The sequence below is a fragment of the Streptomyces sp. NRRL WC-3605 genome (assembly GCF_001509795.1).
In the GTDB taxonomy this organism is placed as follows: domain Bacteria; phylum Actinomycetota; class Actinomycetes; order Streptomycetales; family Streptomycetaceae; genus Streptomyces; species Streptomyces viridochromogenes.
This window is the reverse complement of record NZ_LLZN01000038.1, coordinates 33,303-52,627: the sequence shown is the minus strand read 5'-3', so window position 1 is coordinate 52,627 and position 19,325 is coordinate 33,303. Positions and strand designations below refer to the sequence as shown.

Annotated in this window: 19 protein-coding genes; 11 read left to right on the top strand and 8 right to left on the bottom strand. The window is 71.1% G+C overall.

The window, feature by feature from the left end; all coding sequences use genetic code 11:
* Window positions 1–316: 316 nt before the first annotated feature.
* Together ADL34_RS07010 and ADL34_RS07005 are read left to right on the top strand one after the other, a co-directional pair.
* Complete coding sequence (locus ADL34_RS07010) at window positions 317–994, top strand: response regulator transcription factor (RefSeq protein WP_055624243.1); 678 nt, start codon at window positions 317–319, stop codon at window positions 992–994.
* 48 nt (window positions 995–1,042) lie between these two features.
* Window positions 1,043–2,317 (top strand): ATP-binding protein, encoded by a 1,275-nt coding sequence (locus ADL34_RS07005; protein WP_062664531.1) that lies wholly within the window; start codon window positions 1,043–1,045, stop codon window positions 2,315–2,317.
* 13 nt (window positions 2,318–2,330) lie between these two features.
* Here the strand turns inward: ADL34_RS07005 and ADL34_RS07000 are convergent, their stop codons facing one another.
* Window positions 2,331–2,885, bottom strand: coding sequence for a GtrA family protein (locus ADL34_RS07000; protein WP_062664529.1), 555 nt, complete (start codon window positions 2,883–2,885; stop codon window positions 2,331–2,333).
* 152 nt (window positions 2,886–3,037) lie between these two features.
* Between ADL34_RS07000 and ADL34_RS06995 the strand changes: the two genes are divergently transcribed.
* The 4 genes from ADL34_RS06995 (at window position 3,038) to ADL34_RS06980 (ending at window position 7,135) form a co-directional block, all read left to right on the top strand.
* Window positions 3,038–4,177 (top strand): 5-(carboxyamino)imidazole ribonucleotide synthase, encoded by a 1,140-nt coding sequence (locus tag ADL34_RS06995; RefSeq protein ID WP_062664527.1) that lies wholly within the window; start codon window positions 3,038–3,040, stop codon window positions 4,175–4,177.
* Window positions 4,174–4,701, top strand: a complete 528-nt coding sequence (gene purE / locus ADL34_RS06990; protein WP_079033988.1) for a 5-(carboxyamino)imidazole ribonucleotide mutase — start codon at window positions 4,174–4,176, stop codon at window positions 4,699–4,701. Before ADL34_RS06995 ends, purE begins: the two co-directional genes overlap by 4 nt.
* 5 nt (window positions 4,702–4,706) lie before the next feature.
* Window positions 4,707–5,891, top strand: a complete 1,185-nt coding sequence (locus ADL34_RS06985) for a dipeptidase (protein WP_062664524.1) — start codon at window positions 4,707–4,709, stop codon at window positions 5,889–5,891.
* A gap of 131 nt (window positions 5,892–6,022) precedes the next feature.
* Window positions 6,023–7,135 carry a dipeptidase gene (locus ADL34_RS06980; RefSeq protein WP_062664522.1) on the top strand — a complete coding sequence of 371 codons (1,113 nt, stop codon included), beginning with the start codon at window positions 6,023–6,025 and terminating at the stop codon, window positions 7,133–7,135.
* Between the two features lie 12 nt (window positions 7,136–7,147).
* Here the strand turns inward: ADL34_RS06980 and ADL34_RS06975 are convergent, their stop codons facing one another.
* Together ADL34_RS06975 and ADL34_RS06970 are read right to left on the bottom strand one after the other, a co-directional pair.
* Window positions 7,148–7,534 (bottom strand): VOC family protein, encoded by a 387-nt coding sequence (locus ADL34_RS06975; protein WP_062664521.1) that lies wholly within the window; start codon window positions 7,532–7,534, stop codon window positions 7,148–7,150.
* Window positions 7,535–7,548: 14 nt separating this feature from the next.
* On the bottom strand, window positions 7,549–7,908 hold the full coding sequence (locus ADL34_RS06970; protein WP_062664519.1) for a VOC family protein: 360 nt from the start codon (window positions 7,906–7,908) through the stop codon (window positions 7,549–7,551).
* Between the two features lie 139 nt (window positions 7,909–8,047).
* Here ADL34_RS06970 and ADL34_RS06965 point away from each other — a divergent pair, with 139 nt between their 5' ends.
* Window positions 8,048–8,548 carry a CGNR zinc finger domain-containing protein gene (locus ADL34_RS06965; protein WP_062664517.1) on the top strand — a complete coding sequence of 167 codons (501 nt, stop codon included), beginning with the start codon at window positions 8,048–8,050 and terminating at the stop codon, window positions 8,546–8,548.
* 143 nt (window positions 8,549–8,691) lie between these two features.
* On the opposite strand, the gene ADL34_RS06960 is transcribed toward ADL34_RS06965, so the two are convergent.
* Window positions 8,692–10,035 carry a UDP-glucose dehydrogenase family protein gene (locus tag ADL34_RS06960; protein WP_062664515.1) on the bottom strand — a complete coding sequence of 448 codons (1,344 nt, stop codon included), beginning with the start codon at window positions 10,033–10,035 and terminating at the stop codon, window positions 8,692–8,694.
* Window positions 10,036–10,226: 191 nt separating this feature from the next.
* Between ADL34_RS06960 and ADL34_RS06955 the strand changes: the two genes are divergently transcribed.
* Together ADL34_RS06955 and ADL34_RS06950 are read left to right on the top strand one after the other, a co-directional pair.
* The gene (locus ADL34_RS06955) at window positions 10,227–11,384 is read left to right on the top strand and encodes an acyl-CoA dehydrogenase (RefSeq protein WP_062664513.1); all 1,158 of its coding nucleotides are present in this window, start codon (window positions 10,227–10,229) and stop codon (window positions 11,382–11,384) included.
* A gap of 217 nt (window positions 11,385–11,601) precedes the next feature.
* Window positions 11,602–11,964 carry a four-helix bundle copper-binding protein gene (locus ADL34_RS06950; RefSeq protein ID WP_062664511.1) on the top strand — a complete coding sequence of 121 codons (363 nt, stop codon included), beginning with the start codon at window positions 11,602–11,604 and terminating at the stop codon, window positions 11,962–11,964.
* A gap of 62 nt (window positions 11,965–12,026) precedes the next feature.
* Here the strand turns inward: ADL34_RS06950 and ADL34_RS06945 are convergent, their stop codons facing one another.
* Window positions 12,027–13,313: an LCP family protein gene (locus ADL34_RS06945; RefSeq protein ID WP_079033987.1), complete on the bottom strand. Its 1,287-nt coding sequence runs from the start codon at window positions 13,311–13,313 to the stop codon at window positions 12,027–12,029.
* Window positions 13,314–13,432: 119 nt separating this feature from the next.
* On the opposite strand from ADL34_RS06945, the gene ADL34_RS06940 reads away from it, so the two are divergent.
* A complete protein-coding gene (locus ADL34_RS06940) occupies window positions 13,433–13,990 on the top strand; it encodes an acyl-CoA thioesterase (protein WP_062664506.1) in 558 nt (185 codons plus the stop codon).
* 18 nt (window positions 13,991–14,008) lie between these two features.
* Here ADL34_RS06940 and ADL34_RS06935 read toward each other — a convergent pair whose 3' ends face one another.
* Window positions 14,009–15,460 carry an LCP family protein gene (locus ADL34_RS06935; RefSeq protein WP_079033986.1) on the bottom strand — a complete coding sequence of 484 codons (1,452 nt, stop codon included), beginning with the start codon at window positions 15,458–15,460 and terminating at the stop codon, window positions 14,009–14,011.
* Between the two features lie 144 nt (window positions 15,461–15,604).
* Between ADL34_RS06935 and ADL34_RS06930 the strand changes: the two genes are divergently transcribed.
* A complete protein-coding gene (locus ADL34_RS06930) occupies window positions 15,605–16,642 on the top strand; it encodes a glycosyltransferase family 2 protein (RefSeq protein WP_062664503.1) in 1,038 nt (345 codons plus the stop codon).
* 69 nt (window positions 16,643–16,711) lie between these two features.
* Here the strand turns inward: ADL34_RS06930 and ADL34_RS06925 are convergent, their stop codons facing one another.
* Window positions 16,712–17,179, bottom strand: coding sequence for a hypothetical protein (locus tag ADL34_RS06925; protein ID WP_062664501.1), 468 nt, complete (start codon window positions 17,177–17,179; stop codon window positions 16,712–16,714).
* A gap of 220 nt (window positions 17,180–17,399) precedes the next feature.
* A complete protein-coding gene (locus ADL34_RS06920; RefSeq protein ID WP_199835533.1) occupies window positions 17,400–19,004 on the bottom strand; it encodes an LCP family protein in 1,605 nt (534 codons plus the stop codon).
* Window positions 19,005–19,325 lie beyond the last annotated feature (321 nt).

Here is a 19,325-nt window from a genome sequence, read left to right as displayed (position 1 = left end):
AGGTCATTGCTGCACGGGGCCGGGAACGGCCCCTACGCAAGAGAGACCCCCGGCGTCAAGTGGCCGGAGGTCCCCGCAGTGCTACAGGCGTAGATTCACCATACGTCACGACACCGCCCCATATGGAAGGGCTTGAGACGCGAATCACAGGTTTGGACGCAACCGTGCACACCTATTCGAAGGCCCCTCCAGGGTCGCACCTTCCACGTATGGTCTGTACCACTCCCGAAGAAGGTAAGAAGAGCGACGGAGGACGGTAAGAACCAAGGGGCCGATCCCACCCCGGCGCCCGATGCGGGCGGACTACCATCAGCTCATGACCCGAGTACTGCTCGCCGAGGACGACGCGTCCATTTCGGAGCCGCTGGCCCGCGCACTGCGCCGGGAAGGGTACGAGGTCGAGGTCCGCGAGGACGGGCCCACCGCCCTCGACGCCGGAATGCAGGGCGGCATCGACCTCGTCGTGCTGGATCTCGGGCTGCCCGGCATGGACGGCCTCGAGGTGGCCCGCCGGCTGCGGGCCGACGGTCACGCCGTGCCCATCCTGATCCTGACCGCGCGCGCCGACGAGGTCGACACCGTCGTGGGTCTCGACGCGGGCGCCGACGACTACGTCACCAAGCCGTTCCGGCTCGCCGAACTGCTCGCGCGCGTCCGGGCCCTGCTGCGGCGCGGCTCCGCCGAGCCCCAGCAGCCGCCCGCCACGCACGGCGTGCGGATCGACGTCGAGTCGCACCGCGCCTGGATGGGCGACGAGGAACTCCAGCTCACCGCCAAGGAGTTCGACCTGCTGCGGGTGCTGGTGCGCGACGCGGGCCGGGTGGTCACCCGCGACCAGCTGATGCGCGAGGTCTGGGACACCACCTGGTGGTCCTCGACCAAGACCCTCGACATGCACATCTCCTGGCTGCGTAAGAAGTTGGGCGACGACGCGGCGAACCCCCGCTACATCGCGACGGTGCGGGGCGTGGGTTTCCGCTTCGAGAAGAGCTGAGCCGCGGGCCCGCACCGGTTCCCGAGCCCGACAGGTGAGTAACACGCCATGCGCCGCCGACTGATCCAGTCCACCCTTGCCGTCGTCCTCGTCGTGATCGCCGTGTTCGGGGTGTCGCTGGTCATCGTCGAGACCCGGACGATCAGCAACACCGCGCAGGAGCGGGTGGACACCGAGGCGGTGCGGCTCGCCAGCATCGTCGACAGCCGGCTGCTCGGCGACGAGACCGTCGACGCCGCCGTGCTGCGCGACCAGATCCAGGGCGACCGCTACGCCGAGATCCGCATCCCCGGCAAGCCCGTGATCGAGGTCGGCGACCGGCCCGGCGGCGACGTCATCAGCGCGCGCGAGCGGGGCGAGGAGGGCGAGTCGGTCACCGTGCTGGAGCCGCGCTCGTCGGTGACCCGCGAGGTCGGCCGGACGCTGCTGATCATCGCCGCGGTGGCCCTGCTCGCGGTGATCGCGGCCGTCCTGCTCGCGGTGCGCCAGGCCAGCCGGCTGGCCTCACCGCTCACCGACCTCGCCGAGACGGCGGAACGGCTCGGCTCGGGCGACCCCCGCCCCCGCCACAAGCGCTACGGCGTGCCCGAGCTGGACCGGGTGGCCGACGTGCTGGACTCCTCCGCCGAGCGCATCGCGCGGATGCTGACCGCGGAGCGGCGGCTGGCCGCCGACGCCTCGCACCAGCTGCGCACGCCGCTGACCGCGCTGTCCATGCGGCTGGAGGAGATCACCCTCACCGACGACCCCGACACGGTGAAGGAGGAGGCGACCATCGCGCTGGCACAGGTGGAGCGCCTGACGGACGTGGTGGAGCGGCTGCTGACCAACTCCCGCGACCCCCGCAGCGGCTCCGCGGTCACCTTCGACCTCGACGAGGTGATCCAGCAGCAGCTCGCGGAGTGGCGCCCGGCGTACCGCAGCGCGGGGCGGGCCATCGTCAGCTCGGGCAAACGGCACCTGACGGCGGTCGGCACCCCCGGGGCGGTCGCGCAGGTGCTGGCCGCCCTGATCGAGAACTCGCTCATGCACGGCGGCGGGACGGTGGCGCTGCGCACCCGCGTCACCGGCAACCAGGCGGTCATCGAGGTCACGGACGAGGGGCCCGGCATCCCGGCCGACCTGGGGGCCCGGATCTTCGAGCGCGCCATCAGCGGCCGCAACTCCACCGGGATCGGCCTGGCGGTCGCCCGCGACCTCGCCGAGGCGGACGGGGGGCGGCTGGAGATGCTGCAGACGAACCCGCCGGTCTTCGCCCTGTTCCTGTCCCGCACGGCCCCACCGAAGAAGACCTCCGGGGACACCGAGCGCACGGTCCGCTAGGCAGTGCGCGCTCTCAGCTCACGTGCTGGCGGGAGGAGGTCTCGTCCGAGCCCGAGCGGGACTCCGGGCGCGGTTCCCCGCCGGCCACGGGGTCCTTCTGCACCGGCAGCGCACGGAACACCCACGTGCGGTACGACCAGAAGCGGAACAGCGTCGCGATGCCGATGCCGAGGAACTTGAAGATGTTGCTCTGCAGCGGGCTGTCCCAGCCGAACCCGTAGGTCGCCGTGTAGAGCACCCCGTTCTCGATGACCAGGCCCGCGACGCTGAACAGCAGGAAGAGGGTCATCTCCTTGGTGCGCCGGCTCTTGTCGCGGTCGCGGTAGGTGAAGTACCGGAAGCCGATGTAGTTGAAGATGATCGCGATGACGGTCGCGATGACGCTCGCCCGCACCACCGGCAGATCGGTGACCTGCCGTACCAGGTTGAACACGAGCAGGTTGACCAGCAGCCCCGCCCCGCCCACCGCGCCGAACTTGGCGACCTCGCGGGCCAGCCGGTCGAGGCGCTGCCGCACCGTAGTGCGCGCCGCAGGCGCCTCCTGAAGCCCCGAGGAACCACGTTCCATGGTCGTGAAGGCTCCTGTCGGTCGGTGGTCGTCAACCCACCCATGCTATCCACCCCCCTCGGTGATCGCCCGCGCGTGACGTCCCGGGTCGGGAAGAGCCCTGGAAAAGTCCGGTAAGAGGGGTGCCGCCGCGCGGCCGATACTCTAGGGGCGTGACGTTTCCGGTAGTCGGCATGGTCGGCGGGGGTCAGCTCGCTCGTATGACACACGAGGCGGGCATTCCGCTCGGCATCAGGTTCAAGCTCCTCAGTGACACTCCTCAGGATTCCGCGGCGCAGGTCGTCGGTGATGTCGTCGTAGGCGACTACCGCGACCTGGACACGCTGCGCGCGTTCGCGCAAGGGTGCGATGTGATCACCTTCGATCACGAACATGTACCCACCGAGCACCTCAGGGCCCTGGAGGCGGACGGCATCCCCGTGCGCCCCGGCCCCGACGCGCTCGTGCACGCCCAGGACAAGGGCGTGATGCGGGCGAGGCTCGATGCGATCGGGGTGCCCTGCCCCCGGCACCGCATCGTGAGCGACCCGCAGGACGTCGCCGCGTTCGCCGCCGAGGGGGACGGCTTCCCGGTCGTCCTGAAGACGGTCCGCGGCGGCTACGACGGCAAGGGCGTCTGGGTCGTCGACTCCGCCGAGGAGGCCGCCGAGCCGTTCCGCGCCGGCGTCCCGGTCCTCGCCGAGGAGAAGGTCGACTACGTCCGCGAGCTCGCCGCCAACGTCGTGCGCTCCCCGCACGGTCAGGCCGTCGCCTACCCGGTCGTCGAGTCGCAGCAGGTGAACGGCGTCTGCGACACCGTGATCGCCCCGGCCCCTGACCTGGACGAGGCCCTCGCCCTGCGGGCCGAGGAGATGGCGCTGCGGATCGCGAAGGAGCTCGGCGTCGTCGGGCACCTCGCCGTCGAGCTGTTCCAGACCCGCGACGGCCGCATCCTCGTCAACGAGCTGGCGATGCGCCCGCACAACTCCGGTCACTGGAGCCAGGACGGCGCGATCACCAGCCAGTTCGCCAATCACGTCCGGGCCGTCCTGGACCTCCCGCTCGGCGACCCGCGCCCCCGCGCGAAGTGGACCGTCATGGTCAACGTCCTCGGCGGCGACTACCCGGACATGTACTCGGCGTACCTGCACTGCATGGCCCGCGACCCCCAGCTCAAGATCCACATGTACGGCAAGGACGTGAAGCCCGGCCGCAAGGTCGGTCACGTGAACACCTACGGCGACGACCTCGACGACGTGCTGGAGCGCGCCCGTCACGCTGCCGGCTACCTGAGAGGCACGATCACCGAATGAGCCCTGTTGTTGGCATCGTCATGGGGTCGGACAGTGACTGGCCCGTCATGGAGGCCGCCGCCAAGGCCCTCGACGAGTTCGAGATCGCGTACGAGGTCGACGTCGTCTCCGCGCACCGCATGCCCCGCGAGATGATCACCTACGGTGAGCAGGCGGCCGAGCGCGGGCTGAAGGTGATCATCGCCGGGGCGGGCGGCGCCGCCCATCTGCCGGGCATGCTCGCGTCCGTCACCCCGCTGCCCGTCATCGGCGTCCCCGTCCCGCTGAAGTACCTCGACGGCATGGACTCCCTGCTGTCCATCGTGCAGATGCCGGCCGGTGTGCCCGTCGCCACCGTCTCCGTCGCCGGCGCCCGCAACGCCGGCCTGCTCGCCGCCCGCATCCTCGCCACGCACGACGAGGAACTGCTCCAGCGGATGAGCGAGTTCCAGCAGGAGCTGAACGACCAGGCGACCGAGAAGGGCAAGCGGCTGCGGTCCAAGGTCGAGGGCGCGGCCGGCTTCGGCTTCGGCGCCGGGAAGTGACGCCGATGACCTCCCTGGAGACCGCCCGGGACCTGCTGCGCGAGTTCCCGGTCGTCGACGGCCACAACGACCTGCCCTGGGCCCTGCGCGAACAGGTCCGCTACGACATCGCCGCCCGCGACATAGCCGCCGACCAGAGCGCCCACCTGCACACCGACATCCCGCGGCTGCGCGCGGGCGGTGTGGGCGCCCAGTTCTGGTCGGTGTACGTCCGCTCGGACTACGCCGGCGACCAGGCGGTCAGCGCCACGCTGGAGCAGATCGACTGCGTACGGCAGCTGCTGGCCCGCCATCCCGCCGACCTGCGCCCGGCGCTGACGGCCGCCGACATGGAGGCGGCCCGCGCCGAGGGCCGTATCGCCTCCCTGATGGGGGCCGAGGGCGGCCACTCGATCGCGGAGTCCCTGGCCACGCTGCGGGCGCTGTACGCCCTCGGCGTCCGCTACATGACGCTCACGCACAACGACAACATCGCCTGGGCCGACTCGGCGACCGACGAGCCCGGCGTGGGCGGCCTGTCCGCCTTCGGGCGCGAGGTCGTGCGGGAGATGAACCGCGAGGGCATGCTGGTCGACCTCTCGCACGTGGCGGCCACGACGATGCGCGACGCGCTCGACACCACCGCCGCCCCGGTGATCTTCTCCCACTCCTCGTCCCGCGCGGTCTGCGACCACCCGCGCAACATCCCCGACGACGTGCTGGAACGGCTCCCCGCCAACGGCGGCGTCGCGATGGTCACGTTCGTGCCGAAGTTCGTCCTCCAGGCGGCCGTCGACTGGACCGCCGCCGCGGACGAGAACATGCGGGCGCACGGCTTCCACCACCTCGACACCACCGCCGAGGCGATGAAGGTGCACCGCGCCTTCGAGGAGAGCAACCCGCGCCCGGTCGCCACCGTGGCCACGGTCGCCGACCACCTCGACCACATGCGCGAGGTCGCCGGGATCGACCACCTCGGCATCGGCGGCGACTACGACGGCACCGCGTTCACGCCCGAGGGCCTGAACGACGTCACCGGCTACCCGAACCTGATCGCCGAGCTGCTGGACCGCGGCTGGTCGAGGACCGACCTGGCCAAGCTGACCTGGCGCAACGCCGTCCGGGTGCTCGGCGCCGCCGAGGACGTGGCCCGCGACCTGCAGGCCACCCGCGGACCGTCCAACGCCACCCTCGCGGAGCTGGACGCCTGACCCGGGGGGTGGGCGGGCCGGCCGTGTCCCGCCTACCCCCGAACGCCCCACCCACCGAGAAGCGCCCGCGCCCCCGTGCGACGGTGAACCGTACCGCTGATCAGCACCGCCGATCCCGTACGGAGACCGCCATGGCAGAGCTCAAGTACGACGCCGGGGCCGAGGGCGGCGCGACGGACGATCTGCCCGCGCCGGTCATCGGGGAACACCCCGGACCCGCCCGGGAGCCCGCGGCGGCCGACCTGCTCGCACGAGCCCGCGCCCTGCTCGACGCCCACCCCGTCGCCGACGGCCACAGCGGCCTGTCCCGGGCGCTGCGCCCCCTGTCCTGGTTCGACCTGGAACTCGGCGAGAGCGCCGTCGACACCGATGTGCCGCGGCTGCGCGAGGGCCGCGTCGGGGCGCTCTTCTGGGCGCTGCACCTGCCGGACGGCATGACCGGCGACCGGGCCGTCGGCGCCACCCTGGACCAGCTCGACCTCGTCAGGACCGTCGTCCGCGCCCACCCGGACGGTCTGCGCCTGGCCGGCGCGCCCGGCCCGGTCACCGACGTCCGGCACAGCGGCCGTACCGCCGTCCTGCCCGGGCCCGCCGCGGCCGTCGCCCTCGGCGACTCGCTCGGCATCCTGCGCTGCCTGCACGGCCTCGGGCTGCGCGCCCTGACGCTCACCGGGGTGTCCTGGGCCGGCGAGACGGGACTCACCCGGTTCGGCGAGGAGGTGCTGCGCGAGATGAACCGGCTCGGTGTGCTGGCCGACCTCTCCGGCGCCGGCCCCGACACCGTCCGCCGGGCCTGCGCGGTCTCCAAGGCGCCGGTGCTGTGCACCCGCTCGGCGGCCCGCGCCCTGCGCCCGCACCCCGCCAACCTCCCCGACGACCTGCTGACCGCGCTCGGCGCCGCCAAGGGGCTGTGCATGGTGCCGCTCACCGCCGAGCAGACCGGCCCGTCCGTCCGGGACGTCGCCGACCACCTCGACCATGTGCGCGCGCTGGCCGGGGCGGACTGCGTCGGCCTGTCCGGCACCTACGACACCGGCAGCGCCCACCCCCAGGACCTGGCCGACGTCTCCGGCTACCCGCGGCTCGTCGCCGAGCTGCTGCGCCGCGACTGGTCCGAGACCGACATCGCCCAGCTGACCTGGGGGAACGTCCAGCGGGTGCTGCGCGAGGCCGACTTCGCCGCCCGCGAGGCGCAGCGCCGCCGCGCACCCTCGACGGCCACGATCACCGACCTGGACGGCTGACCGCAGCCCGGCTCAGCCCTCGTCGATCCGGCACAGGCAGAACGGATGGCCCACCGGGTCGGCGTACACCCGGAAGCCCTCCTCGTCCTGCGCCCGGAGCAGCCGCGCCCCCAGCTTCAGCACCTTCTCCTGCGCCAGGTCGACCTCCTCCCAGGTGGACCCGGCGTCGAAGTCGAGGTGGAACTGCTGCGAGTCGTGGTCGGCCCGCGGCCAGTCCGGCGGGGCGTACCCGGGCGCCCGCTGGAAGGCCAGCCGGGGCCCGTCCGGGAGCCGCAGCACGACCCAGTCCGGGTCCTCGTCCTCGGGGGTCCCGCCGCCGACGCCCGCGTAGAAGCGGGCCAGGGCGCGCGGGTCCGGGCAGTCGACGACGACGGAACGCAGACGCGCCGCGGGTGCCATGGGGGTCCTCCTCGTCAGCAGGCGCAGAGGCAGAACGGGTGCCCCGCCGGGTCCGCGTAAACCCGGAAGGTCCGCTCGCGGTCGTCGGTCTCCAGCGGCGTCGCGCCCAGCTCCAGCACCGCCTTCTCGGCCGTGTCCAGGTCCGGGACCGTCAGGTCCAGATGGAACTGCTGCGACTGCTCCGGCGAGGGCCAGCGCGGCGGCACGTAGCCGGGGGCGGCCTGGAAGGCGAGCGTCGGCCCGCCGGGCACCTTCAGGTCCACCCAGTCGCCCTCGTCCACGATCGTGCCGTCGAGCACCTTGGCGTAGAACTCGGCGAGCGCGCGCGGGTCGGGACAGTCCAGGACGACGGAGCCCACTTCGGCGATGGCCATGATCTTCTCCTCGAAGCCTCGGGGTTATCAGGCGGGGTTACCGTCAGACTGAGTCAACCGGTAACCGGGTTACCTCATGTTCCCGTACAGGGGGTAACGTCGCAAGGGGATATGCGAGAAACGGAGACAAGCGGCAGCCATGAGTGAAAGATCGCCCGCGCCCGGCGCCCTGGAACTGGTCCAGGCCCTGGTCAACACGGTGGACCTGGAGTCCGGCGCCGACGCGCTCGACACGGCCGAGGGCCGGGCGCGTTTCGGGCTGGCCGAACAGGACCTGCCCGCCGGGCGCGAGCTGCGGGAGTCCCTGCGCGTGGCCCTCCTCGCCCACGCCGGGCACCCGCCGCACCGCACGGTCACCCCGCTCGGCGACCTGCTGGCCGCCGCCCCCCTCGTGGTGGCCGTCGACCCCGCGGACGGCTCGGCCCGGCTCACCCCCGCCGGTGCCGCGTCCCTGTCCTCCCGGGTCGCCGCCGCCGTCGCCCAGAGCCTCGTGGACGGCACCTGGGCGCGCCTGAAGGCCTGCGAGGCGGCCGACTGCCACTGGGCGTACTACGACCGCAGCCCGGCGGGCCGCGGCCGCTGGTGCTCCATGCAGGTGTGCGGGTCGCGCGCCAAGATGCGCCGGTACCGTGCGAAATGAGCCACCCGGCCCACCTTTTAACAAGGTTGTTGAAGATTCATTCGGCAATGCGCGGTGGTGTGCGGCAGAATGCCAAGGACGCCGTTTCGGCCGACTGAGCCTCGGCCGAAACGGCGTCCTCCGTAAGACGTCGAGAAGCGCGGCTACGCGGTCGGCCGGCCCATCGCCCGGTACGTCCAGCCCGCGCCCCGCCACAGCTCCGGGTCCAGCGCGTTGCGGCCGTCCAGGATCAGACGCGCCGCCGCCACCTCGCCCAGCTCCCGCGGGTCCAGCTCACGGAACTCCCGCCACTCCGTCAGATGCAGCACCACGTCCGCACCCCGCACCGCCTCGACCGCGGTGTCCGCGTACCCGAGCGTCGGGAACAGCCGCCGGGCGTTCGCCATGCCCTTCGGGTCGTACACCGTGACCTGGCCGCCCTGCAGATGGATCTGCCCGGCCACGTTCAGCGCCGGCGAGTCGCGCACGTCGTCCGAGTCGGGCTTGAACGTGGCGCCCAGCACGGCGACGCGCTTGCCGAGGAACGGCCCGCCGCCCAGCGCCTCGCGGGCCAGCTCCACCATCTGACCGCGCTGGCGCATGTTGATCGAGTCGATCTCGCGCAGGAACGTCAGCGCCTGGTCCGCGCCCAGCTCGCCCGCGCGCGCCATGAACGCCCGGATGTCCTTCGGCAGGCAGCCGCCGCCGAACCCGATGCCGGCCCGCAGGAACTTCTTGCCGATCCGGTCGTCGTGCCCGATGGCCTCCGCGAGCTTCGCGACATCGCCGCCGGCCGCCTCGCACACCTCCGCCATCGCGTTGATGAAGGAGATCTTCGTGGCGAGGAACGAGTTCGCCGAGGTCTTCACCAGCTCGGCCGTCGGGAAGTCCGTCACCACGAAGGGGGAGCCGTTCGCGATCGGCGTCGCGTACACCTCGCGCAGCAGCTTCTCCGCGCGCTCGCTGCGCACCCCCACCACGATCCGGTCCGGGTGCAGCGTGTCCTGAACGGCGAAGCCCTCCCGCAGGAACTCCGGGTTCCAGGCCAGCTCCACCTCGCCGCCGCCGGGCGCCAGTTCGTGCAGCCGCGCCGCGAGGCGGTCCGCGCTGCCCACCGGCACCGTCGACTTGCCGACGACCAGGCACGGCTTGCTCAGATGCTTGGCGAGCGACTCGACCGCCGCGTCGACGTACGACATGTCGCACGCGTACTCACCGTGCTTCTGCGGCGTGTTCACGCAGACGAAGTGCACGTCGCCGAACTCGGCGACCTCCGCCCAGTCCATCGTGAACCGCAGCCGCCCGGTCGAGCCATCGATCCCGGCGACGTGCTTGCGCAGCAGGTCCTCCAGGCCCGGCTCGAACATCGGCACCTCGCCGCGGCCCAGCATCTCGATCTTCTCGGGCACCACGTCCAGACCCAGCACCTCGAACCCGAGCTCGGCCATGGCCGCGGCGTGCGTGGCGCCGAGATAGCCGGTGCCGATCACGGTGATCTTGAGGGCCATGGGGGGACTCCAGGAGTGAGGACGGGCGGTGCGCGCCCGAGCATAGTCAACGGGCCCGGCGGGCAGATTCCCCGCTGTCGCCAAGCTCACGTATCAGTCCTGAGGGGCGACCTCTAAAATTTGAGTTACTTAACGGTAATTAGCGTCGGCATCACCCTTGCCACACGAGCGTCCCTGGAGCGTGAGAGACCTTGGCCGGATCGGCTGACTTCGACCTGTACCGCCCGACCGAGGAGCACGACATGCTCCGCGACGCGATCCGCTCGCTGGCCGAGGCGAAGATCGCGCCGCACGCCACGGCGGTGGACGAGGAGGCGCGCTTCCCGCAGGAGGCGCACGACGCCCTCGTGGCCAACGACCTGCACGCCGTGCACGTCCCCGAGGAGTACGGCGGCGCGGGCGCCGACGCCCTCGCCACGGTCATCGTGATCGAGGAGGTGGCCCGCGTCTGCGCGTCCTCCTCCCTCATCCCGGCCGTGAACAAGCTCGGCTCCCTGCCGGTCATCCTCTCCGGCTCCGAGGAGCTGAAGAAGAAGTACATGGCCCCGCTCGCCAAGGGCGACGGCATGTTCTCCTACTGCCTCTCCGAGCCCGACGCGGGCTCCGACGCGGCCGGCATGAAGACCAAGGCCGTCCGCGACGGCGACCACTGGGTCCTCAACGGCGTCAAGCGCTGGATCACCAACGCGGGCGTCTCCGAGTTCTACACGGTCATGGCGGTCACCGACCCGGCCAAGCGCTCCAAGGGCATCTCGGCCTTCGTGGTCGAGAAGGGCGACGAGGGCGTCTCCTTCGGCGCTCCGGAGAAGAAGCTCGGCATCAAGGGCTCCCCGACCCGTGAGGTCTACCTCGACAACGTCCGCATCCCCGCCGACCGCATGATCGGCGAGGAGGGCACCGGCTTCGCCACCGCGATGAAGACGCTGGACCACACCCGCATCACCATCGCCGCCCAGGCCCTCGGCATCGCCCAGGGCGCCCTCGACTACGCCAAGGGCTACGTCCAGGAGCGCAAGCAGTTCGGCAAGCCCATCGCCGACTTCCAGGGCATCCAGTTCATGCTCGCCGACATGGCCATGAAGATCTCGGCCGCCCGCGCCCTGACCTACCAGGCCGCCGCCGCCTCCGAGCGCGGCGACGCCGACCTCACCTACCTCGGCGCCGCGGCCAAGTGTTTCGCCTCCGACGTCGCCATGGAGGTCACCACCGACGCCGTCCAGCTCCTCGGCGGCTACGGCTACACCCGCGACTACCCGGTGGAGCGCATGATGCGCGACGCCAAGATCACCCAGATCTACGAGGGCACGAACCAGGTCCAGCGGATCGTGATGGCACGCAACCTGCCGTAACCCCACGGGACTTGACGGAGAAGGGCGTCCGGGTACTCCGGGCGCCCTTCACTCGTTCGGGCTCGTGACGGCGGACCGGGTGGAATACGGAAGTGTGCACTGTGTGCGGCTTCTGTCGGGAAATGGTGGCGAACGCCCGATGGCGCCCCGCTCCGGGCGGGCGTAGGACGGAAGGGCACGGGGCCCGGCCCGGGCTCCCGCGTCCCCAGGAGGAGTCATGACCCAGCACGGAACCATGCCCGCCATGACCAAGGAGATGCAGGACTGCGTCGACGCCTGCATGACCTGCCACACCGTCTGCGAGGAGACCATGAGCTCCGTCATGCAGATGGGCGGCCAGGGCCAGATGCAGGTCATGCGCGCGCTGATGGACTGCGCCGAGACCACGCGCATGTGCGCCGACATGATGATGCGCCGCTCGCCGATGTCGGCGGAGATGTGCGCGATGTGCGCCAAGGCGTGCGAGATGTGCGCGGAGGCGTGTATGTCCATGCCGGACGATCCGCAGATGATGCGCTGCGCCGAGGCGTGTCGCCGCTGCGCCGCGACCTGTCGCGCGATGGCCGGCGCCACGATGTGACACCGCCCGGCAGACGGACGAGGGCACCCCGGCCGGGGTGCCCTCGCTCGTGCTTGGGTGGGCTACTTGGCCGAGACGGTCACCGTCTCGTCGTTCTTCAGCTCCTCCACCAGCTTCTTCACCTTCGCGGTGTCCCACTGGAGGTTGCCGTTGGCGGAGTTGCCCGAGATCGGCATGTTCATCGACGTGCCGTCACCGCCGCTGACGCCCTTCATCGCCCAGAACATGGACGCCAGGTCCCACAGGCCCATGTCCTCGTCGACGATCAGCGAGTCCAGGCCCGCGCCCATCGTCGGGTAGAGCTTGAAGGGGTTCAGGACCGTTCCCGGGGTCGCCACCTGGTTCGCCAGGGCCGACAGGAACTTCTGCTGGTTCTTGGTGCGGTCCAGGTCGGAGCCGGGCAGCGCGTACCGGGTGCGGACGAAGGCCAGGGACTCCTCGCCGTTCAGGGTCTGCTTGCCCTTCTTGAAGTCGGCGCCGGACTTCTTGTCCTTGATGTCCCGGGGGATGTCGATCTCGACGCCGCCGACCGAGTCCACGATGTTCGCGAAGCCGGCGAAGCCGATCTCGACGTAGTGGTCGATGTGCAGGCCGGTGTTCGCCTCGACGGTGCGCACCAGCAGCTCGGGGCCGTCCTCCGCGTAGGCGGCGTTCAGCTTCGTCTGGCGTCCGGTGCCCTGGTAGAGCTTCCCGGAGTCCGAGCCCTTGTACGACGGGATCGTGATGTTCGAGTCGCGGGGCAGCGAGATCAGCGTGGGGCTGCCGCTCCCGGTGTGCAGGATCATCATCGAGTCCGTGCGCTTGCCCTCGGCGGACCCGGTGTGCAGGTTCTTCTTCTGCTCGTCGGTCATGCCCTCACGGCTGTCGGAGCCGACGATCAGGTAGTTGGTGCCCTCGCCCGCCTCCGGCCGGTCGATGACCTTGGACAGGTCGACCTCGCGGTTGAGCTTGGAGTCGGCCCAGAAGTACGTGGCGACGCTCGTCACGACCAGCAGCGTGACCAGGGTGATCGCGGTCACCTTGATCCGGCGCCGCCAGTTCGGCGCGGGCCGGGGACCGCGGGGTCCGGCGCCGTCGTGACCGCCGCCTCCGCCGCCGTACACCTGGCCGGTGTTGTAGCCGCTGTCGTACCCGTCGTCGTAGCCGCCGGCGCCGTGACCGCCGTGACCCTGGCCGTCGACGTACGACGGCTGCCGGGGCACACCGCCGTAGCCCTGCCCGGGCTGGGCGCCCTGGCCGCGGCGGACCTGCCGCATCACACGGGCGCTCTCCGGACGCGCGCTCGCGCTGCCGCGTCCGTAACCGGTGCCGCGGTCGTCGCCATCCCATCCCTGGGGCCAGTCATTCATGCGCCCAAGTGTGCAGGGCACGACCGGGTCCCCCACAAGGTTCGAAGGAAAATAGAGGCACGGCTGTTGCGAACCCAACACAAAGTCCGCGATTCCCACCGCGGCATAAGGTGGAGGCCATGACAGACCAGGCCACCACCGCGGAAGCGGACAGCGCGGAGATCCCGGGCAAGCCGATCTCCGCGTCCCGCACCACCCTCAGCCACATCATGACCCACAGCGACACCAACCTCCTGGGCACCGTGCACGGCGGTGTGATCATGAAACTGGTGGACGACGCGGCGGGGGCGGTGGCCGGCCGGCACAGCGGCGGTCCCGCCGTCACCGCCTCCATGGACGAGATGGCCTTCCTGGAGCCGGTCCGCGTGGGCGACCTGGTCCATGTGAAGGCCCAGGTCAACTGGACCGGCCGGACCTCGATGGAGGTCGGCGTACGGGTCCTGGCCGAGCGCTGGAACGAGTCGACGCCGCCCACCCAGGTCGGCTCCGCCTACCTGGTCTTCGCCGCGGTGGACGCCGACGGCAAGCCGCGCCGGGTCCCGCCGGTGATACCGGAGACCGACCGTGACCGGCGCCGCAACCAGGAGGCGCAGATCCGCCGCACCCACCGCCTGGCCCGCCGCCGAGCCATCATGGAGCTGCGCGCGAAGCGGGCCGCGGAGGGCTTCGACGACTGACGGGGCCGACGGCGTCCGTCAGGCGCAGCCCGCCTCGTCGCCCCGCAGCACCACCGTCTCCCGCGTGGGGTCCTCGGCGCGCACCTTGCGGACCGTGCCGAAGTCCGTCCCCACGATCACCTTCAGAGTGGGGCCCAGCCCCTTGACCGCGCGCAGCTCGCTGCCGGGCAGGGCGGCGGCGAGGGACTTCGCCGAGCGGTCCCAGCCGGGGTCGTGGGCGACGACCGTCCGCTTCACCGAGCGGTCGGCCGCGTCCACCGGCTGTCCCGTCGTACGGAACCCGACGGCCGCGAGGGCCGCGTCGGCGCGCTTGCCGAGGCCCGTCCGGTGGGTGCCGTTCTCCACCTGGACGCGGATCTGCTGCGGGGCGACCTCGACGGTGACGGCCTTGCGCTTCGTGCGGTGCGCGGCCAGCGGGCGGTCCTCGCGCAGGGCGCGGAACAGCCGCTCGGCGCGTGCCGTGTCCCACTTCACCGTGGAGCCGATGCCTTTCACCAGGTAGCCGAGCTCCCCGATCGGGACGGTGGCGAACTCCGACGACGAGGGGGAGAAGTTCCGCATCGCGCGTCCCAGGTCCAGCAGCTCGCCCGTGCCGAAGCCCTTGTCGGCCCGGACCGAGCCGAGTACGGCCCGGGTCACGTCCCGGAAGCGGATGGGGTTCAGCAGGATGCCGGACGACGTGGCCCGTTCGATCAGGGCCGCCATGAAGCGCTGCTGGCGCTGGACCCGCCCCAGGTCGGCGTCGCCGTCGATGTGCCGGGCGCGGACGAACTGCAGGGCCTCGCCGCCCATCAGCTTGTGGTCGCCGGCGGGCAGGTCCAGGCCGGTGTAGGAGTCCTTCAGCGGGGCGGAGGTGCAGATCCGCACGCCGCCGAGCACGTCGACCGTCTTCATGAAGCTGGTGAAGTCGACCTCCAGATAGTGGTCGATCTTGACGTGGGTCATGTGCTCGACCGTGCGGACGGTGAGGCGGGGGCCGCCTTCCGCGTACGCCGCGTTGATCTTGATGGGGTGGGCGGGCCGTCCGTCGGCGGCGGGCACCTCGGCGTAGGAGTCGCGCGGCAGGCTCACCACGCTCGCCCGCTCCCGGTCCTCCGAGATGTGCACGAGCATGATCGTGTCGGTGCAGTGGCAGGGCGCGCCGCCCAGCCGGTACTTGCGCCGTTCCTGCGCGGTGATGCGGTCGCGGCCGTCGGTGCCGACCAGCAGGACGTTCATCCCGTGCCCGCCCTGCGGCCGGTTCTTCATGTCCCGGAACGGGTCCACGCGCGCGATCTTCGCGTCCAGGCTGGTCACCACCGCGTGCCCGATCCCGGCGGAGGCCAGGACGACGACGGAGAGCGTGGTCACCGCCCGCATGGCCCAGCGCGGCCTCCTGCGCCGGCCGGGCGCGACCGGCCGTGCCCCGCCGCGGGACGGCTGCGGGCTGCGCTGCGGGGAGCCGGAGGTGCGTCGGGGCGGCGTGGGCATGAAGGGATACCTCCGCTGGGGGCGTGCCCCTGGGGGCCGTACGTGGGATCCGTGAGCACCGTAGGCCCATACGATCTGCTGCCCGGTGCACCGGACACGGCGGGGCGCACCCGTGTCCCCCGTTCGCGGTAACGTGAGCCCCCTATGAACGCCAATCCCGACGTGCAGCTCCCCGCCGTGTCCGTCATCATGCCCGTCCTCAACGAGGAGCGGCATCTGCGCGGAGCCGTCCAAGCGATCCTCGCGCAGGAGTACGCCGGCGAGATGGAGGTCGTGATCGCCCTCGGTCCGTCCACGGACCGCACGGACGAGATCGCCGCCGAGCTCGTGGCCGAAGACCCGCGCGTTCACACCGTCCCGAACCCGACCGGCCGTACGCCCGCCGCCCTCAACGCGGCGATCAAGGCGTCCCGCCACCCGATCGTCGTCCGTGTCGACGGGCACGGCATGCTCTCGCCGAACTACATCGCGACCGCGGTGCGGCTCCTGGAGGAGACCGGCGCGCAGAACGTCGGCGGCATCATGCACGCCGAGGGCGAGAACGCCTGGGAGCAGGCCGTCGCCGCCGCGATGACGTCGAAGATCGGTGTGGGCAACGCCGCCTTCCACACGGGCGGTGAGGCGCAGGCCGCCGAGACCGTGTACCTGGGTGTCTTCCGGCGCGAGGCGCTGGAGCAGCAGGGCGGCTACAACGAGGAGTTCATCCGCGCCCAGGACTGGGAGCTGAACTTCCGCATCCGCGAGGCGGGCGGCCTGATCTGGTTCTCGCCGGAGCTGAAGGTGTCGTACCGCCCGCGGCCGAGCGTGAGGGCGCTCGCCAAGCAGTACAAGGACTACGGCCGCTGGCGTCATGTCGTCGCCCGCTACCACGCCGGCTCCATCAACCTGCGCTATCTGGCGCCGCCGACGGCGGTCTGCGCGATCGCGGCGGGTCTGGTGCTCGGCGTCGCGGTGACGCCGTGGGCGCTGGTCGTGCCCGGCGGCTACCTCGCGGCCATCGCCGCGGGCTCGGTCCCGGCCGGCAGGGGACTGCCGCTGAAGGCCCGCCTCCAGATCCCGGTGGCCCTGGCCACCATGCACATGTCCTGGGGCTACGGCTTCCTGACGAGCCCGCGCTCACTGGCACGCAAGGTCATCGCCTCGCGCCGCCCGGCGGTACGCGACGTCGACGCGGTCTCCTGACACGACACCCGGGAAACGAGCGGGGGTTGCCGCGGCGATGCCGCGACAACCCCCGTCCTCACGCGGACGTCAGCCGCAGTGGAAGTAGCCCGACGGCGGAACGTGGTCCTGCAGGAAGTTGGCGCCGCCGTTGGGGCGCCACATGTCCAGCTCGAAGTTGATACAGGTGTTCTTGCCGTTGACCTTCACGGGCCCGGCCTCGTAGCTGAAGTAGCCGTTGTCGTTGTCGTGCCCGCCGGCCTTGGTCCACAGGTCCAGGTTCATCCGGGAGCTGACACCGTAGTAGGAGCCCGCCTTGACCGACCGCGCGCAGTTGTAGGTGCCGTCCCAGTACAGGTAGGTCGTGGCGACGAGCGGGTGCGAACTGACCGTGTAGTCGTAGTGCTTGATCTGGTCGATCAGGGTTCCGCTGCAGCCGGCCTGCGCCGCGGCCTGCGCCGCGGGGGCGGTGGCCAGGGGGACCCCGACGCCCAGGCCGAGGACCATGGCCCCGGTGGTGATCCAGCGGGTGGCTGTGAACTTCACGCTCTTGTGCATCAGTTGCAGACCTCTCACGTGCGCGACGGATCGGACCCGCCCTCGCGGGCTTTGTGAGCGCAGCCCTGCGTGAACGGCTCCAAGATCGTGGCATGTTCCGGTCACTGAGTGATCGTTCGTGTTCGCCTATGACCGAAGATCGCTGCCGGTTGGCCATAAAGAAACGGGATCGCCCTCACGTCGAGGGCGATCCCGCGGGTGGACACGGCGTCCGGGGTGACTACCAGCGGTAGGGCGCGTACACCTCCATGCACGCGTCCTCGTCCGAACCGTTGATCGCGTCGGAGTCGTCCGGCAGGCTGCCCGCCGAGGGCTTGGACTGCTTCGGATACGCGGTGCCGGTACGCCAGTCGGAGCCGACGACGACCGTGACGCCCGAGACGTCGGTGGACCGGCGGACCGAACTCTCAGGAATGCCCAGCGCCTTGGCGACCTGCACCGCGTCGCCCTTGAGGTCCTCACTGGGGTACCGCACCACGGTGCGCTCCTCGGAGACCGCCGGCGACGAGTCCTGCGACGCCTGGGTGTAGCCCTTGTCCACCAGGTGCCGGGCGATCGCGTGGGCCCGGCCGGAGACGGGCGCGAGGGTGGCGGTCCTGGTCCCGTTCACCACCGAGACGCCGATCCCCCCGGGGGCGGACGTCGGGGCGGTGGTGGCCTCCTTCTCCGCGTCGCCGTCCTTGCCCTGGTCCTTCTTCTTGCCGTTCTTGTCGAACGGCACGTCCTCGCGGAGCATCTGCCACATCTTGCCGGCGCTCGCCGCCGGGACGAGGTGGTTGGCGTTCTGCGGGTCCTGGACGTTCGGCATCGTCGTCATCGTGATGCGGTCCGTGGGCACGGACTTGAGCTGCATGCCGAGGTCGTACAGCTTCTTCACGGTGCCGATCTCCTCGGAGACCGTCAGCGACTTCGTCGCCGCCTCGGCAAGGTTCATCAGGCGCCCGGTGTCCGTGAAGACGTTCTGCTTCTTCAGCGTGCGGATCATCGAGTTCATGTACATGTGCTGGGCGCGTGCCCGCAGCGGGTCGCTGCCCCACGCGTGCCGGGTGCGCAGCCACTGCAGCGCCTGCTTGCCCTCGACGTCCTTGCGGCCGGCCTTCATCTTCAGGCCGGAACCGCCGGGCACCCCCGGCAGCGGACGGTCCCACACGTTCTGCTTCACACAGACCTCGACGCCGCCGATGGCGTCCGCCATGCTCACCACGCCGGCGAAGTCGATCGTCATCCAGTGGTCGATGTAGACCCCGGTGAGGTTCTGCCAGGTGGCCAGGGTGCAGCCGGCCCCACCGCGGGCCAGGGACGTGTTGATGATGTCGTTCGTGGCCGGGTAGGTGTCGCCGGTCTCGGGATCCGTGCACTTGGGGATGTCGACCCGGGTGTCCCGCGGGATGCTGACCACCGCGGCGCTCTCACGGTCCGCCGACAGGTGGATGAGCATCTGCACGTCGCCCAGCGGCGGGTTGCCCCGGTTGTCCCGGCTGCCGCCCAGCGCGACGTTCGCGTCCGAGTTGCGGCTGTCGGAGCCGATCAGCAGGATGTTCATCGGCGTCTGGCCCGCGGCGTTCGGCTCGGCCTTCTTCGCCTTGGAGTCGCCGCTGCTGCGCTCGCCCTTCTCGATGTTGCCGTTCAGATGCCGGTAGTACAGATACCCGGCACCGGCGGTCCCGAGTATGACGACCGCCAGGATCGTCGCCGACCAGCGCAGCGCACGCCGCTTGCGGCCACCCTTGCCGGGCCCTCGGCCGCCGTCGCCTCTCCCGCCGCGCCGCCCGCCGCCGTCCTGGCCGGCCGGCGTGTCCTGACCGGGCTGCCGGGTGAGCGACATCGTGTCGTCCACAGCGGGGACCTCCCCCCGCACACCGCTCTGCGCCAACTCTCTGCCCTTCCCCACCCTTGGCCCGCACACCGTCGCTCCGCGCAGGACCTCCCTGTCCGCGGCGGAGCGAACTCCGTATCAAGCCAACCTGTCCGACACCGGTCCGCGATCTGTCAGACCACCTGGGGTCCGATCCGGGTTCGCCATGTGCCGGCAAAATCCACGCCCGGCACGGCCGCACGGCGTGCCGGGCGACACCGCCCGGCACGACCACGTCCTGTGTCAGACCAACGAGAGCCCGGCACAGTTGCGTTCCCGGCCGGAAACCGT

Coding starts and splice junctions, on each gene's coding strand:
- ADL34_RS06970 (WP_062664519.1), bottom strand. CDS start 7,908: ATGGCCATCGCCGAAGTGGGCTCCGTCGTCCTGGACTGTCCCGACCCG.
- ADL34_RS06925 (WP_062664501.1), bottom strand. CDS start 17,179: ATGCACAAGAGCGTGAAGTTCACAGCCACCCGCTGGATCACCACCGGG.
- ADL34_RS07000 (WP_062664529.1), bottom strand. CDS start 2,885: ATGGAACGTGGTTCCTCGGGGCTTCAGGAGGCGCCTGCGGCGCGCACT.
- purE (WP_079033988.1), top strand. CDS start 4,174: ATGAGCCCTGTTGTTGGCATCGTCATGGGGTCGGACAGTGACTGGCCC.
- ADL34_RS06980 (WP_062664522.1), top strand. CDS start 6,023: ATGGCAGAGCTCAAGTACGACGCCGGGGCCGAGGGCGGCGCGACGGAC.
- ADL34_RS07010 (WP_055624243.1), top strand. CDS start 317: ATGACCCGAGTACTGCTCGCCGAGGACGACGCGTCCATTTCGGAGCCG.
- ADL34_RS06985 (WP_062664524.1), top strand. CDS start 4,707: ATGACCTCCCTGGAGACCGCCCGGGACCTGCTGCGCGAGTTCCCGGTC.
- ADL34_RS06935 (WP_079033986.1), bottom strand. CDS start 15,460: ATGCCCACGCCGCCCCGACGCACCTCCGGCTCCCCGCAGCGCAGCCCG.
- ADL34_RS06945 (WP_079033987.1), bottom strand. CDS start 13,313: ATGAATGACTGGCCCCAGGGATGGGATGGCGACGACCGCGGCACCGGT.
- ADL34_RS06965 (WP_062664517.1), top strand. CDS start 8,048: ATGAGTGAAAGATCGCCCGCGCCCGGCGCCCTGGAACTGGTCCAGGCC.
- ADL34_RS06930 (WP_062664503.1), top strand. CDS start 15,605: ATGAACGCCAATCCCGACGTGCAGCTCCCCGCCGTGTCCGTCATCATG.
- ADL34_RS06940 (WP_062664506.1), top strand. CDS start 13,433: ATGACAGACCAGGCCACCACCGCGGAAGCGGACAGCGCGGAGATCCCG.
- ADL34_RS06920 (WP_199835533.1), bottom strand. CDS start 19,004: ATGTCGCTCACCCGGCAGCCCGGTCAGGACACGCCGGCCGGCCAGGAC.
- ADL34_RS06975 (WP_062664521.1), bottom strand. CDS start 7,534: ATGGCACCCGCGGCGCGTCTGCGTTCCGTCGTCGTCGACTGCCCGGAC.
- ADL34_RS07005 (WP_062664531.1), top strand. CDS start 1,043: ATGCGCCGCCGACTGATCCAGTCCACCCTTGCCGTCGTCCTCGTCGTG.
- ADL34_RS06950 (WP_062664511.1), top strand. CDS start 11,602: ATGACCCAGCACGGAACCATGCCCGCCATGACCAAGGAGATGCAGGAC.
- ADL34_RS06960 (WP_062664515.1), bottom strand. CDS start 10,035: ATGGCCCTCAAGATCACCGTGATCGGCACCGGCTATCTCGGCGCCACG.